We start from the raw sequence: 14209 nt of genomic DNA, 5'->3' as shown, positions 1-14209 counted from the left end.
GCCACCACGTCTACAGCCACCGACGCACCCTCAATCTGTTCAAGATGGAAGTGAGGGAATCAAGCTGACCAAATCACAAACTCGCCGGGGCCCTGAGGAAACAGGGATGTAGAAGCGGTGGAACCGGTCGACCTCGCCAATTGGATCGAATATCTCGGCAGCGAGCCCCGTACCAGGAGCGTGGTGGCGGTAGGGGGTGCCTATTCCGCCCTTATGGTGGAGATGCCCGGGGGCCGCCGGGCGGTCGCCTACGCCCCAGGACAGTTCTGTTCCGTCGACCTGGGGAGCGATCGACATGCCGGGAACCCTGGAGCTTCGGCCCGTCGTGGAGGCCGATCTCGACGCCTTCGACCTGGCCTTCCAGAGCGAGGAGGGCGCGAGCCCGTACCAGTGGTTCGGGTTCACCCCGACCGTCGGGCTGCATGAGGCGCTGCGCGCCCGGCGGCTGCTCGGGGGGCCCGACAACATGCTCTCCGTCATCGTGGACGGCGAGCTGGCCGGCCGGGTCGAGTGGCTGGAGCGGCGCTGGGGACGCCGCGACACCTCGCTGTGCTGGGAGATCGCCATCGGCCTGCTGCCGGACTGGCGCGGGCGCGGCGTCGGCACCCGGGCCCAGCGCGAGCTGGTGCGCTACCTGTTCACCCACACCCGGGTCGAGCGCGTGCAGGCCACCACCGACCCGGAGAACCGTGCCGAGGTCCGGTGCCTGGAGAAGGTCGGCTTCCGGCTCGAAGGCACCGTCCGCCGAGCGCAGTGGCGCGGAGGACGCTGGCACGACCAGCTTCTGTTCTCCGTCCTGCGAGACGAGTTCGACCTGACGGCGCCGGACACCCCGGCCGATCGAGAAGGCGGGCCCCACGGCTGATTCCCCACTGAGCCTCGCCCTCGCGTGGCGGGCCACGCGAGGGCGGGATCGGCGTGCCGTGGACCGGGGGCGGTCACATCTCGCGGAGGATCTTCGCTTTCGCCTGCTCGAACTCGGCGGGGGACAGGGTGCCCGCGTCGAGCAGCTCGCGGAGTTTCTGGAGCCGGACGATCGGATCCTGGGAGTCCGTGGACCCGCCGGGCGCCCCTGTTGGGGAAGGCGCCTGGCCCGGGGTGAACATCTGCCAGGAATCGGGCGTCTCACCGCGGGTGAACACCTGGCCGCGCGCCACGATGACCCGGCCGTCGCGGCGAGTGGCCGGGTCCAACGCGGCGTTGATACGGTCGATCGGGGCGGGCCCGAAGCCCTTGAAGGTGCCGAGGAAGAAGCTCAGCAGGGCGCCGATGATGGCGCCCGGGAGGATCCACGCCCACTTCTCCGTGCCCGGCGGGCACTCGCGCGCGGAGACGTAGTTGCCACCCGACGCGCAGCTACCGCCACGGATCAGCTGATACAACGCGTAGAGCGCGAACCCCAGGCATACCAGGGAGATCAGCGAACCGACGCAGACGCGGATTCGGTACATCACAGCGCGAACCGTACAGCAGCAGCCGAACTTTCCGCGCCTACCAGGCCGACGGCTTTCCCTTCTGGTGGAGCCACACGTCGAAGAAGTTCGTCAGATCCATGCCCGAGACCTCCTGCGCCTGACGGACGAAGTCGGCGGTGCTCGCGTTGCCGTACCGGTGCGCGGCGGCCCACTCCTTCACCAGGCGGAAGAACGCGGTGTCGCCGATCTTGCCGCGCAGCGCGTGCAGCGTCATGGCGCCCCGGTTGTAGGGCACGTTTCCGAACATGTCCACCGGGCCGGGGTCGGTCGTGACGGTCTGCCAGAACGACGAGGTCGCGGCGCGCCCGTAGTTGCTTGTGGAGCTGAACGTCTGCTGCGCCGTGGCGCCGCCGTTGTGCTCGGTCCACAGCCACTGGGCGTACGTCGCGAAGCCCTCGTTGAGCCAGATGTCGGACCACCGGTTGAGCGACACGCTGTCGCCGTACCACTGGTGCGCGATCTCGTGCGCCATCGTGCCGAGGCTCGGGGAGCTGGAGAAGATGGGCTTGGTCTGGCTCTCCAGGGCGTAGCCGACGTCCGGCGCGCGGTCGACGATCGCCCCCGCCGAGGCGAAGGGGTACGGCCCGAAGATCGTGCTGAAGTACTCGATGATGTCCGGGATCCTCGCGACGGTGGCCGCCGACTGGGTCACCAGCCGGGGGTCGGCCGCGGTGTAGACGGGGATCCCGCTCGGCGTCGCCGACCGGGTCACCTGGAAGTTCCCGATGGTCATCGTCGCGAGGTAGGTCGCCATCGGCTCGGTCGAGTCCCAGACGAACGTCGTCCTGCCCTTCTCCGTCGTCTGCGACAGCAACTGGCCGTTGCCGACGGCCGTGATCCCTTCCGGCACGGTGACGCGGAAGGTGAACGTCGCCTTGTCCGTGGGGTGGTCGCTGCCGGGGAACCAGGCCGTGGAACCCTGCGGCTCGCCCGGTACGAACACGCCGTCATCGGTCGGGACCCATCCCTCGATGGACTCGTCCGGGTCGGTGATGACCGGCGGCGTCCCCGCGTACTTCACGACGACCGTGAAGGGCTTGCCCTCCTTGAGCTTGGGGCGCGGCGTCACGACGAGCTCCTGCCCGTCCCGCCGGAAGTCCGCCCGGTGCCCGTCCACCGTCAGGGCCGTGATCTCGGGGCCCCGGAAGTCGAGGTCGAACTGGTCCAGGTCCTCGGTCGCGACCGCGGTGATCGTCGTGACGGCGTCGATGCGCCGACCGGCCGTCTCGTAGGAGAACGCGATGTCGTAGTGCCGGACATCGAAGCCGCCGTTGCCCTGGTCCGGGAAGTACGGGTCGCCGACGCTCGGCGCGCCGGCCGAGTAACGCGGCTTGCCAGGTTCACCTGGGGCGGCGAACGCGGGGTGTGCCGACGGGACGCTGACCAGCACACTCAGCGCGGCCGTCACGACCGTACCGCCCAGACGGTGAAATCTCATGCGATCCCTTTCAGCGGTTCGAGCCGTGGAAGCTGAAGCGGATCGTATAAAGACCCTCATAAACGGTCAAGAGTGCTATAAGTCGCTAAAACAGGAAATTTCTCCCCATCTGTCGGTGCTCGCCCGTGATTGCCGATCAACGGCCGCGCGGCCGGGCCGATGACGCTCGGTTGCCGGGCGGCCGGCCGAAGGCCGCGCGGCCGGTCGGGGCTCCGCATGGAGTGGTACGGCAAGATGACCAGGCATTTCTGGCCGGTGAGAACCCCCTTCCGGCGCCTTGGGCAAGATCCGGTGAAGGGTTGACGATCGAGGAGCCTGGTGGCGACAATGTGGCCCAGCATCCCGTGCGTGACACCGGTCGGCACAACCGGCGAGCGCGACGGATCGTCCCCCCAATACGACGTGGTCGGCGCACGCGTACGGTACCCGGAAGGATCGACGCTGCGCTCTTCCCGACGCACACGGCTCTGCGCCCCGCCGGCCGCGAGCGGAGCCCTCGCGAGCCCGTCCGGCTCGCTTATCGGCCCCCGCATCGGCTCGCGGGTCGCGCGGTGGGTGGGCCGGCTGTTCCTTGCGGCCGTCGTCGGCGGCATCGCGATGACCGGCCTCGCACCGCCCGCGTCCGCCCACGGGCAGCTCGCGCTGTCGAACCCGGCGAAGGACAGCACGGTCTCCGAACCCCTGGAGTCACTTGAGCTGTACTTCACCGAGCGGCCCATCTCCAACGCGTACTTCACCGTCACCGCCCCCAGCGGTGTCCGGGTCGACCGGCACTGGACGTACGGGGAGCCCAAGCGCCTCGACGAGCCGGTCCAGGAGTACCAGCTCGTCGACGGCACCTGGGAGCCGCGCCTGTTCCACGTCGGGTACGCGGCGAAGGTCCCCGTGGCGTACTGGCCGGAGCAGGGCACCTACGTCGCCCGCTACCTGACGGTGGCCTCGGACGGGGAGGAGGTCAAGGGAGAGGTCCGGTTCACCTACAAGGGCAAGATGTCGGCGCCGCCCAAGGGCTGGAAGACCCCCACCGACCAGCCCGAACCCGCCCTGCTCGCCGCGGCCGGCGGCGAGGGCGCCGTCCCCCAGACCACCGCCCCCCAGTCGGTCCCTGAGACCGGTACGGTCCCCGAGACCGGCGCGGCGACGTCGGGGCCGCAGATAGGCCCCGTCCCTCAGACCGGCTCCGTCCCCGAGACCGGCGCGGCCACCACCTCGCCGCAGGCCGCGCCCGTGCCCGAGACCGGGGTGACGGGCGTAGCGCCCAAGGCCGGAACGCGGTCCGACTCCGGTACGGGCGTGATGGTCTGGCTGGTGCCCGCCGTCCTGGTCGTCGGAGTGGGCGTCATGGTGGTCCGCGCGGCCCGCCGCCCGGCACCGGCCGACGGCTCGGGAGGCCGTCCCGCATCCGGCGACGCCACGGCCCGCCGCCCTTCAACCGGCGCCAAGGCGAGGAAACCCCCGGCCCAGCGCACGGCCGCCCCAGGCAGGAAACCACCTGCCAAGACCACCAAGACGACCAAGCGACGCTGAGCACCATCCTCACCCCCGTCGCGCCAGGTCGCCGAGCGACGTCGAACCCCCCGTCCCCCCTCCTCACGCAAGGCCGCCAAGCCACATCGCTCCACCCCCAGGAGAACCGCCGATGACGTCCACCCTCGCCCGCCGCCGTCCGTTGCTCGCCGCCCTGGCGCTCGCCTTCGCGCTGCTGATGGCCACGTCGGCCTGCGGCGGTTCGAACGCCGCCGCAGCTCCCGGCGCCTCGACGGTCAAGGAGATCGTGGTGACCATCGCCGGTCGCACCGTGACGCCCCCGCCCGGACGGGTCGACGTGACCAAGGGCCAGACGGTACGGATCACGGTGACCAGTGACGTCGCGGACGTGGCGCACGTACACGGCTACGACAAGGCGGCGGACCTCAAGCCCGGCACCCCCGCGAAGATCGAGTTCGTCGCCGACCAGAGCGGGCTGTTCGAGGTCGAGACCCACGGCACGGAGTTGCAGCTGTGCCAGCTCCTGGTGCGCTAGGCGGCGGGGTGCTCCTGGCTCACGGCATCGGCGGGCGCCAGGACCTGCCGATCCCGTTCTCGGCGGCGCTGACCGGCGCGATCCTCGCGCTGCTCGTGTCCTTCGTGGCGCTCGGCGCGCTGTGGACCGAGCCCAGGCTGGGCGGTGCCCTCGCGCGCACCCGCCCGTTGTCCGCCCTGCTCCAGCGCGCCGTGTCCTCCACGGCCTGGCCGTGGGTATGGCGGCTCGCCGGCCTGGCCGCCGCCACGTACTTCTGCGTCGGCCTGCTCTTCGGCCCCGACGACGTCGACAACCCCACCGCAGGGGTCTTCTACGTCGTGTTCTGGGTGGGCCTGGTGCCGCTGTCGCTGCTGTTCGGCCCGGTGTGGCGCGCCCTCAACCCGCTGCGCACGCTGCACCTGCTGGCCTGCGCGGCGCTCGGGCGCGACCCCCGGCTCGGGCTGCGGCGGCTTCCCCCCGGTCTCGGATACTGGCCCGCGGCGGCCGGCATCTTCGCCTTCGTGTGGCTGGAACTGGTCGCCCCCGAGCGGGCCACCCTTCCCGTCATCACGTTCTGGCTCGCGGCGTACACGCTGGCCATGCTCGCGGGAGCGGTGGTCTTCGGGTCGGACTGGTTCGACCGTGGGGACGCCTTCGAGGCGTACAGCACCCTGGTCGGCAGCCTCGCCCCGGTGGTGAGACGCCGCGACGGCGTCGTGACCTGGCGCAACTCCCTCGACGGCATGGCCGGCCTACGGCCCGCGCCCGGACTGACGGTGCTGGTGGTGGTGCTCCTCGGCTCCACCATGTACGACAGCCTCTCCAACGCGCCGATCTGGGTGCGCTTCGTCCAGGAGAGCGCGCTGCCGTCGCCGGTGATGGGTACGGCCGGTCTGGTCACCGTCATCGGCCTGGTGCTCGCCGCCTACCTCGGTACGACCGCGCTGGCCGGCCGCTGGGGCGAGGCGGAGCCGGGCACGACGGCGGGCGAACTGGCCCACGCCATCGTGCCGATCGCCGTCGGGTACGTGGTCGCGCACTACTACACGCTCTTCCTCCTGGAAGGCCAGCGGACCCTCGCCCTGCTCTCCGACCCGCTCGGCACCGGGGCCGACTGGCTGGGCACCGCCGGCTGGACCCTCAGCGCGGCCGGCACCACCCCTGCCGGAATCGCGATGCTCCAGGTGACGGTCATCGTCGTCGGCCACGTGCTCGGCACCGTCCTCGCCCACGACCGCGCCCTCGCCCTGTTCCCCCGCCGCGCCGCCGTCCTCGGCCAGATCCCCCTGCTTCTCCTCATGGTCGCCTACACCGTCGTGGGCCTGCTCCTGCTCTTCGCCGCCTGACCTGCGCACCCCGCGTGCAAAGAGCACGGCATCCCGCGCGGAAGACTCCCCAAAGGCAGGTGTGCGCCCCCGGCTACCGGTGATGACCGCCCCGTCCGGAGCGGACGACACATCGGGAGGGATCATGGGCCAGCAGGTACGCCACAGGATCGAAGTCGTGCCGCACTGGGTGAACCGCCTGTCCATGGCGGTCGGCGCGCCGTTCGACGATTTCCGCGCCCGGTACGAGCAGGCCGTCCCGGCGTTCGAGGCCGAACGCTTCGAGCGGCTCGCCGAGGACGACGCCGACTGGGACGCCATCCTCCAGGCGACGGCCGAGAACGCCCCGCACAACTTCATCCTCTACTGGAGCGGGGATTTCACCCACATCATGCGGCTCGCGGGGGACCGGTGGCGTTGCGTCGAGTACCTGATGGGAAACCACGTGATCGCCCAGCGCATGTACCACCACAACCCCGCCGTCCTGCTGTACGCGCCCCTCCGCACGGCCATCTACGAGGACGCCGACGGCGAGACCTGGTTCACGGTGGAACAACCCACCACCCAGTTCTCCAGCTTCGGCAACCCCGCCATCACCGAAGTCAGCAAACAACTCGACCGCGAACTGGCCTCCCTCCTCCACCACCTGAACGTCCCGGTCCCCGCCACCCTCACCTCCCCCACGGGCTGACAACCCCCTCTCAACCTTCAGCCACAGAAGGCACCCATCGCCTCACGACCCCTCGTAGGGACGATGAGGGGGGTATCACACGATCGCGCGAGCCGTAGGACCGTGCGGCCATGCTTCCGGTCGGTGTCTACGCGATCACTTGGCCCGCGTCAGCGGTTCGGGACATCGTTCAATCCGTACTTTCAGTAACTTCAATCTAACGCTGAGTCGGATCGGTATGCTGGCATACATGAAGCGCACCACGGTGAAGCTGTCGGATGAGCTTGATGCTCGTATGCGGCATGAAGCCGAGCGGCGAGGCATGACGGTGTCCGAGTGGACCCGAGAGGCCATTGAGGCGCATCTTCCCAGCGGGGGGCGTCGACAGTTGCTCGCCGCTGGGGCCGGTCACAGTGGGGAAGATGGCATCTCGGAACGTATCCGCGAGATTCTGGACCGGGAATGGGCTCGCCGTCACAGGGAGGCGTCGTAGCCCCTCTGATCATGGACGCAGGGCCCTTGTACGCATATGTCGATGCCGATGACAGGCATCACAAGGCGTGCCTTGCCTTGCTCGAGTCCCATCCTGGACCACTCATCGTGCCTACTCTGGTGGTTACAGAAGCCGCCTATCTCATCTCGACGCGTCTGGGGGCCGAAGCGGAGATCAAATTCTTGGGCGACTTCGCCCGCGGTGTTTTCGCTGTACAACCAGTGCACCCATCCGATTGGCTACGGATGGCGGAGTTCGTATCCACGTATCGAGACCTCCCTCTCGGCACTGCGGATGCTTCCGTTCTGGCGTGCGCTGAGCGGCTACGCATCACTGACATCGCGACTGTGGACCGTCGCCATTTCACAATTGTGCGTCCTCGACACACCACCGCCTTGACGCTTCTGCCGTGAGCGGCCTTCCGGCCTGTTCGTAGCAACCAGAGCATGTTCGATGGGTAACGCATAGCTCACCGGATGCCCGGAGAGGGAGATGCCGCGTGGTCCGCGTCCCCGGCCTGTGCGCCGTCCGGCTTTCGGCGTGGTGTTTCGGGTTTTGGGACGCCGGAGTCCCGGCCGGGGGTTGCCCGGCCGGGACTCGGCTTTGCCTTCTAGGAGGGGACGGGGTCAGCCCACGACGGAGCGCAGGGGGATGCCTGCGGTGTTGAGGGCCTGGACCAGGTCGCGGAGGAAGGGGTGTTCGTCGGCCGAGAGGCCCTCGGGGTTCGGGATCGTGATGTAGGCCGAGCCGTCGGCCACGGCCGAGCTGCCCGTGTCGGTGTACTTCCCGATCACGGCCTCGGTACGTGCCAGGTCGGCCTCGGCGACCTGGATGGTGATGGGCCGCCACTCACCGCCGAGGTTGGCCGGCTCGTCGGTGGACTCCGCCTGTGCGCGAAGGGCGTCCGCGCTGCTCTGCGGCGTCGCCAGTCGCTGCTGCGGCTGGGGTGAGGCGGCGGGCGCCGGGGCGAGCAGTGCGTTCGCGACCAGGTGGATGCCGTTCTCGTTGTAGGCGCGGAACAGCGGGTTGTAGGCGAAGAGCACGGCGTGGCCGGTGCCGGTCGGCTCGTCGACGAGCGCGGCCGTGCCCTTCAGGGTGTCGGCCTTCACGGTGTAGCCGTTGGACCAGAACGTGTCGCCCGCCGGGTAGGTGAGGACGTTCACGCCGGTCTGGGTCGGGTTGAGGATCGGGTCGCCGTTGTTGAACTGGAAGTCCTCCGCCGGGCGTCCGAGCGCCACCGCGCTGGTGTTGGCCACGTTCACCCGGAAGTGCGAGCCGATGACCTGGTAGCCGGTCGGCTTGGCCTTCTCGGTGGTGGAGGTCAGGCCCGCGGCGCGGGCGACCCTGGTGCCCTCGTTACGCAGCCCGAGGTACGTGCCGCCTGCGGCGACCCATGCCTTGAGGTTCGCGAGGCCCTGCGCGGTCAGGCCGCCGGTCGCGCTGCTGCCGTCCGGGACGATCAGCGCGGTACGCCCGGTGAACGCCGCGGTGTTGTCGTTGATGTCGGCGGTCGTCACCGGCTTGAGGTTGAGACCCCAGCGGCTGCCGAGCACGTAGCGCGTCTCACCGTAGGACCCGGAGGTCGTGGAGATGCCGGTGCCGGCGAACAGACCGGTGTCGGGCAGGCGCAGCGCGGTGCCGGTGGCCGGCTTGGAGCTGCCCTTGAGGGTCACGCCGACCGACCGCGCCAGCTTGTCCAGCGCGTTCTTGTCCATAGCCTGAGCCGGCAGGCTGACCACGCCCGTCTTGAGGTCGCGGGTGAGGGCCACGCCCGAGCCGAGGAGCCGGAAGGTGAGCTCTGAGGCGGCGGCGGAGTCCAGCGCGTAGGAGTACGAGCCGTTCTTCGACACCGAGCAGTCGACGCCGCCTTCGAGGCGCTTGACCCGCTCGGCCTTCGGCGACAGCGCGTCCCCGGTGTAGACGGTGTCGACGCCCATCAGCAGCGGGTTGCTCCAGGAGGAGACGTCGTAGAAGTAGGGGAAGGGAACGTAGGGGTCCTCGCCGATCAGCGCCTGGATCCAGTGCTTCTGCGGCTGGTTCATCGGGATCCAGTACGCCCCCGCCGGAACCTTGAGGTTCTTGGCGGTACGGCCGCCGAAGATCCGGGCGTTGGGGACGGTGATCGCCTTTTCGAGCTCGTAGACCTCGACGTCCATGCCCCGCAGCCGCTCGACCAGACGGCGCACGTCGCCGAGCTGCCGGTCGGGCATCAGGAAGTACGACCGGATCTTGATGTCGGCCACCGGGAACTGGACGGTGTTGGTCGGCTGCACGACCTGGTTGGGCTCAAGCGCGCCGGACGCGCCCTCGGCGAGCGCCGTCTGCCAGATCTTGTAGTAGCTGTTGAGGATCTCGTTCTTGTTGGCGGCCGCCCAGCCGGTGGTGGCCCACTGCGTGTTGAACTGCTGCTGCACGCGGTCCTCGACCGCCGAGGTGCTGCCCTTCTCGAAGGTCATACCTGCGGCGCCGAAGCCGGCGGCGGGCACCGTGTCGCCGTACCCCATGTAGAACAGGTCATAGGTGGCGTAGTTGAAGTAGCACTCCGTGGTGACCGCGCCGCCGCAGGCGCCGTTGTAGCCGAAGCCCGCCGCGTTGGCGGCCCCGATCCGGTTGATCCAGTCGACGGGCTGGTCGGCGATCTCGTGGTGGATCGGATCGGCGTTCGGCGGGAAGAAGTACTGGCGCCCGCCCATCTCGTGGGCGTCGACGAAGACCTGCGGCGGGTAGTCGCGCAGCATCGCGATCTTGCCGTCGGTCTCCGGCTGGCTGCGGGCGAACCAGTCCCGGTTCAGGTCGAAGCCGTATTCGTTCTGCCTGCGGCTCGCGTCGCGGCCGTCCGGGTTCTGGGTCGGCACGATGACCGTGACGGTGTTCTCGTTGCGCTTGGCGACGTCGCAGGACAGCCCGCCGGCCAGTTCGTACAGCGTCTTCAGCGCGGCGTCGGCGCCGCTCTTCTCGCCGCCGTGGACGTTGCCCGCGATCCAGACGATGGCGGGGGTGTCCGCGGCGATGCGCGCGGCCTTGTCCGGCCGGAGCGACCGCGGGTCACGCAGTTCCTGGATCTGCTTGGCGATCTTCGCGAGCTGCCCCTTGGCCATGTGCTTCTCGCTGGACACGATGGCGTAGGGCAGCTCCTGGCCGGTGACGCTCCGCGCCATCGTGCCGGTGACCACCCGGCTGGACGCGTTCCCGACGGCCTTGACGTACTTCTGGATCTCTTCGGTCGTCACGACGCGGGACTGGCCCTTGCCGAGGGGGAAACCGAGGAACGACTCGGGGCTAGGCACGGAGGCGATGTGAGCGTTCGGGTCGGAGCTACATTGCGTGGGCTTCCCATGTGAATGGGTGTCCCTGTCCGCGTTCGCGGACGGGCTCAACGGCAGCACGAGTGCGGTCACGGCCATGACCGCGACACCCGCCACCTTCCCGTACACAGGTCTCCTGCACCTGGCGGTGCTTGGCATGACGACTCCTCAGGGGGCAGGGACGACCGGTCCCAGGTCAGGAGCAGGGCGTCCTTGGAAGAGCGACGCCACTGTGGCGTCGGGGAAAGATGATCCGGATGGTATAAAGGTGCAATAAAACGGTCAAGGGGCCACGAAGCGTCTAAAGTGTCACGATTGACGCATGTAACCCCTGTTCAACGCCTGGCCGGGAGCGGGCGAGGGCGCTGCCGGACCTGCCCGGAAGCCCTCGCGCGTCGCCGCCGGGGCGTACACCTCAGGCCCCGGTCCCGGCTCATGTGAACATCGCGTTACGTCTTCGGCGCGCGGCGATGGACGAGGCCGCGGTGGACCGAGGTGTCAGATGGGGGGCGTTGAAGAACCGATGCCGCGCGTGGAAACAAATGGATGTCAGTTTCCCGCGTTGGGTTCCGTGTGCCGACGACAATGGCGGCGGGGACGCCATTCGCGCCGGATCACAGGACCGTGCGGTACTCCATGTGGTCCTCGAACGTCGGCGGGGGCTGTTTTCTGAGGTCCGGGTCCGCGGGGGTGTCGGGTGTCAGGCTGGTAAGGATGGCGACGAGTTCCGCGCGGGTGTGGATGCCCAGCTTGCGGTAGATGCGGGCGAGATGAGTGTCCACGGTCCGCTTGCTGATCGACAGGATGGTCGCCACCTCAAGGTTGCTCATGCCCTGAAGTACCAGGTCGGTGACGCGGCGCTCGCCGGTCGTCAGCGGATGGGCGTTCTCCCGCCGCACGCCGGAGGAGGGGCGGGTGGCGGCGACGGCCAGGTGCTTGTCGGCCAGCGAGGCGAGCCGGACCGCGCCGCAGTCGACGGCGAGGTCGAGTCCGGCGGTCAGGGTCTCGCGCGCCCTGTGGTCGTCGCCGGTCTGGCGCTGGGCGATGCCCAGTCGGATGAGGGCCCGGGTGTACTCCAGCCTGGCGCCCCTGGTGCGCAGCAGGTCGACCGCCTCGTGCAGCATGTCGAGCCGGGCGGTTCCCTCGTACGCCACGCTTCCGGCGCTGAGGGCGCGGCCGATGGTCGTCGGCGCGCCCCAGGCGCGGGCCAGCTCCAGCTCCCGCTCGGCCGCCGCCCGCGCCGCCGTACGCTCGCCGAACAGCATGTACGCGAGGATCGCGTTGGTCCCCCAGGGGACGCAGGCGGGATTGGTGATGCCGGACGCGGTCAGGCGCCGCCCGCAGTCCAGCAGGATCCGCAGGCCGTCCCGGGGCCTGCCCTGGGCGATGTACAGGCGTCCGAGCGCGTCCATGATGTGGCCGGAGATCAGGGGATGGCAGTCGCCGTAGGGGTCGACGGCCCGGAGCAGCGACTCGGCGACGTCCAGCGCGCCGAGCTCGACGAGCGCCCTGGCCGCGTTGGCCGTGGCCGCCATGGCGAACCCCTCGGTGTGGGTGAGCTCCGCGAGGCGGGTCGCCTCGGTGGCGTCGCGCAGCGAGGCCTCCAGGCTTCCGAGCTGGTAACGCACCTCCGAGCGGACCACCAGCGCCATGACCAGCCGGGTGTCGGAGGCGACCGCGCGCGCCTCCGTGACCACGCGTTCGGACCAGTACGAGGCCTCGTCGATGCGGTCGCCCCAGACCAGGGGGAGCACCGCCCCGAGCGGGACGACGCCCTTGCCGTCGAAGCAGCGCCGGGTCAGCGTGAGCGTCCGCGTCAGGCCGCGCCCCTTCACGCCGGTGAGGAGGGCGAGCGCGCTGAGGAACTCCCTCGCCTGGGGGGTGGCCATCGCGTGCATCGACCGGACCAGCTCGCGCAGGACGCCGGTGGACCGCCCCCACAGCATCGCCTGCGCGCTGAAGATGAACAGCAGGTCGGCGCCGAACGCCGAAGGCGTCTCGGCGGCGATCTGGGCGGCCTCGGCGAAGACGCCGCCGGCCTCGGCCGAGTTGGCGGTGACCAGGATGTTGGCGAAGGGCGCGAGCGCGCTCATCCTCTGCGGGGCCGTGCGGACGCGGCCGAAGACGGTGCGCAGGTGCCGCAGGGCCGCGGGCAGGTCACGCTGCATCTCGACGGCGCCCAGCTCGGCGGTGATCTCAAGGTCGACGGCCGGCTCGTCGGACTCGGCGAGCGCGCGGTGCAGGTAGCGGGCCGCGGGCTCCCAGGCGTGCTCGGCCACGGCCTCGCGCGCCGCCTCGCGCAGGATTGCCACGGTCCACGGGTCGGCGGTCGGGCCGGTCGACATCAGGTGGCCGGCCGGCCGGTTGACGGGGGCGCCGAAGCGGTAGAGGAGCTTCGCGGCCCTGCGGTGGAGGTCGTCGCGGACCAGAGGATCCATCCCGGCCAGGATCGTCTGCTGGATGTGCTGGTGGACGAACCGGTCGGGGGGCGAGCCGACGAGGAGCCCCGCCCTGCGCAGGGTCTCGCCCGCCTCCCTGGCCGCGAGCTGGCCGAACCCCGAGAGCATGGCCGCGGTCTCCAGCCCGTCGTCGGGGGCGAGGATGGCGAGGCTCCTCAGCAGGTCGACGCTGGCGGGGTCGTGGGCCAGGAGCCATCCGAGCGCCGTCTCGGTCAGCGAGGTGGCCCCCAGCTCCATCACGCGGGGCAGCTCGGTCTTCTCCGGGCTCACCTTGGCCGCGACGAGCTGGCCGGCCAGCTGGTGGAGGAGCAGCGGGTTCCCCTGTGTGAGCTGGTGGCAGGCCGCCGCCACCTCCGCGTCGACCGCGGCGCCGATCGCCGACTCCAGCAGCTGCCCGGTGCAGGTACGGCAGAGCGGGGAAGGCTGGAGCAGCCGCGCGTACGGCAGGGCCGCGATGTCCCGGACGGCGTCGTGGCCACGCCGGGAGTGCGAGTCGGCGGTGAGGATCATGACGATGGGCAGCGAGTCGAGCCGCCTGGCGATGTACGAGCACCACTGGGCCGACTGGGCGTCGGCCTGGTCGGCGTCGTCGATGGCGATGATCAGCGGCTTGGGGCCGGTGATGGAGCGGGTCGCCCGGTACAGGCTCTGCAGCAGGTCGGGGGCGACGAGCCCGGTGCCGTGGGCCTCATAGGCGTGCCCGGGGACGAGCAGAGGGCCGGAGGTGGGCTCGGCGGGCGGCATGTCGCCCGCCGGGAGGGGGTCGAAGAGCTGGCGGACCACTCCGAAGGGGTAGTCGTGCTCGGCGGGGTGGCCGCGTGCCGTCAGGATGGCGCCGGTGTCCGGCCTCTCGGTCAGCGCGGCGTGGAGCAGTGTGGTCTTCCCGATGCCCTTCGGGCCGAGGATCAACAGGACGGACGGCTTTCCCGCGGACGCCGCGGAAAGCGCCTCCTGTATCACACGTAACTCGATGTCGCGGTGCAGCACCTGCTGCCCTGACAACATCGTTCCCCCCAGAGCCCGGGTGCTTACGTCTACACCA

11 protein-coding genes are annotated in these 14209 nt (G+C 70.0%); 7 read left to right on the top strand and 4 right to left on the bottom strand.

Annotation, left to right across the window (positions count from 1 at the left end):
* The first annotated feature begins 295 nt into the window (after nt 1-295).
* Nucleotides 296-865, top strand: a complete 570-nt coding sequence (locus tag AB0B89_RS16405) for a GNAT family protein (RefSeq protein ID WP_358553057.1) — start codon at nt 296-298, stop codon at nt 863-865.
* Between the two features lie 73 nt (nt 866-938).
* Here the strand turns inward: AB0B89_RS16405 and AB0B89_RS16400 are convergent, their stop codons facing one another.
* Nucleotides 939-1451 carry an SHOCT domain-containing protein gene (locus tag AB0B89_RS16400; protein ID WP_358553059.1) on the bottom strand — a complete coding sequence of 171 codons (513 nt, stop codon included), beginning with the start codon at nt 1449-1451 and terminating at the stop codon, nt 939-941.
* A gap of 40 nt (nt 1452-1491) precedes the next feature.
* Nucleotides 1492-2913, bottom strand: coding sequence for a M1 family metallopeptidase (locus tag AB0B89_RS16395; RefSeq protein ID WP_358553055.1), 1422 nt, complete (start codon nt 2911-2913; stop codon nt 1492-1494).
* Nucleotides 2914-3261: 348 nt separating this feature from the next.
* Between AB0B89_RS16395 and AB0B89_RS16390 the strand changes: the two genes are divergently transcribed.
* The 6 genes from AB0B89_RS16390 (at nt 3262) to AB0B89_RS16365 (ending at nt 7816) form a co-directional block, all read left to right on the top strand.
* A complete protein-coding gene (locus tag AB0B89_RS16390; RefSeq protein WP_358553053.1) occupies nt 3262-4440 on the top strand; it encodes a copper resistance protein CopC in 1179 nt (392 codons plus the stop codon).
* 112 nt (nt 4441-4552) lie between these two features.
* Nucleotides 4553-4936: a hypothetical protein gene (locus tag AB0B89_RS16385; RefSeq protein ID WP_358553051.1), complete on the top strand. Its 384-nt coding sequence runs from the start codon at nt 4553-4555 to the stop codon at nt 4934-4936.
* Entirely contained in the window at nt 4915-6261 is a 1347-nt protein-coding gene (locus AB0B89_RS16380; protein ID WP_358553049.1) for a hypothetical protein, read from the top strand. The genes AB0B89_RS16385 and AB0B89_RS16380 overlap by 22 nt, the downstream gene beginning before the upstream one ends.
* 124 nt (nt 6262-6385) lie before the next feature.
* Nucleotides 6386-6931, top strand: coding sequence for a DUF302 domain-containing protein (locus tag AB0B89_RS16375; RefSeq protein ID WP_358553047.1), 546 nt, complete (start codon nt 6386-6388; stop codon nt 6929-6931).
* 229 nt (nt 6932-7160) lie between these two features.
* Nucleotides 7161-7403: a CopG family transcriptional regulator gene (locus tag AB0B89_RS16370; RefSeq protein WP_358553045.1), complete on the top strand. Its 243-nt coding sequence runs from the start codon at nt 7161-7163 to the stop codon at nt 7401-7403.
* On the top strand, nt 7373-7816 hold the full coding sequence (locus AB0B89_RS16365) for a PIN domain-containing protein (RefSeq protein WP_358553043.1): 444 nt from the start codon (nt 7373-7375) through the stop codon (nt 7814-7816). Before AB0B89_RS16370 ends, AB0B89_RS16365 begins: the two co-directional genes overlap by 31 nt.
* A 213-nt stretch (nt 7817-8029) precedes the next feature.
* On the opposite strand, the gene AB0B89_RS16360 is transcribed toward AB0B89_RS16365, so the two are convergent.
* On the bottom strand, nt 8030-10690 hold the full coding sequence (locus tag AB0B89_RS16360) for a M14 family zinc carboxypeptidase (protein WP_358553041.1): 2661 nt from the start codon (nt 10688-10690) through the stop codon (nt 8030-8032).
* A gap of 632 nt (nt 10691-11322) precedes the next feature.
* Entirely contained in the window at nt 11323-14172 is a 2850-nt protein-coding gene (locus tag AB0B89_RS16355; RefSeq protein WP_358553039.1) for an AAA family ATPase, read from the bottom strand.
* Nucleotides 14173-14209 lie beyond the last annotated feature (37 nt).

Origin of the sequence: Sphaerisporangium sp. NPDC049002 (genome assembly GCF_040649355.1) — a bacterium.
Lineage (GTDB): Bacteria > Actinomycetota > Actinomycetes > Streptosporangiales > Streptosporangiaceae > Sphaerisporangium.
Note: the sequence above shows the minus strand (reverse complement) of the source record. Positions and strands in the feature narration are given on the sequence as shown.

What these genes read in the sequence shown, in the direction of transcription:
- AB0B89_RS16405 (WP_358553057.1), top strand. Translation starts at nt 296, where the DNA reads ATGCCGGGAACCCTGGAGCTTCGGCCCGTCGTGGAGGCCGATCTCGAC.
- AB0B89_RS16400 (WP_358553059.1), bottom strand. Translation starts at nt 1,451, where the DNA reads ATGTACCGAATCCGCGTCTGCGTCGGTTCGCTGATCTCCCTGGTATGC.
- AB0B89_RS16395 (WP_358553055.1), bottom strand. Translation starts at nt 2,913, where the DNA reads ATGAGATTTCACCGTCTGGGCGGTACGGTCGTGACGGCCGCGCTGAGT.
- AB0B89_RS16385 (WP_358553051.1), top strand. Translation starts at nt 4,553, where the DNA reads ATGACGTCCACCCTCGCCCGCCGCCGTCCGTTGCTCGCCGCCCTGGCG.
- AB0B89_RS16375 (WP_358553047.1), top strand. Translation starts at nt 6,386, where the DNA reads ATGGGCCAGCAGGTACGCCACAGGATCGAAGTCGTGCCGCACTGGGTG.
- AB0B89_RS16370 (WP_358553045.1), top strand. Translation starts at nt 7,161, where the DNA reads ATGAAGCGCACCACGGTGAAGCTGTCGGATGAGCTTGATGCTCGTATG.
- AB0B89_RS16365 (WP_358553043.1), top strand. Translation starts at nt 7,373, where the DNA reads ATGGGCTCGCCGTCACAGGGAGGCGTCGTAGCCCCTCTGATCATGGAC.
- AB0B89_RS16355 (WP_358553039.1), bottom strand. Translation starts at nt 14,172, where the DNA reads ATGTTGTCAGGGCAGCAGGTGCTGCACCGCGACATCGAGTTACGTGTG.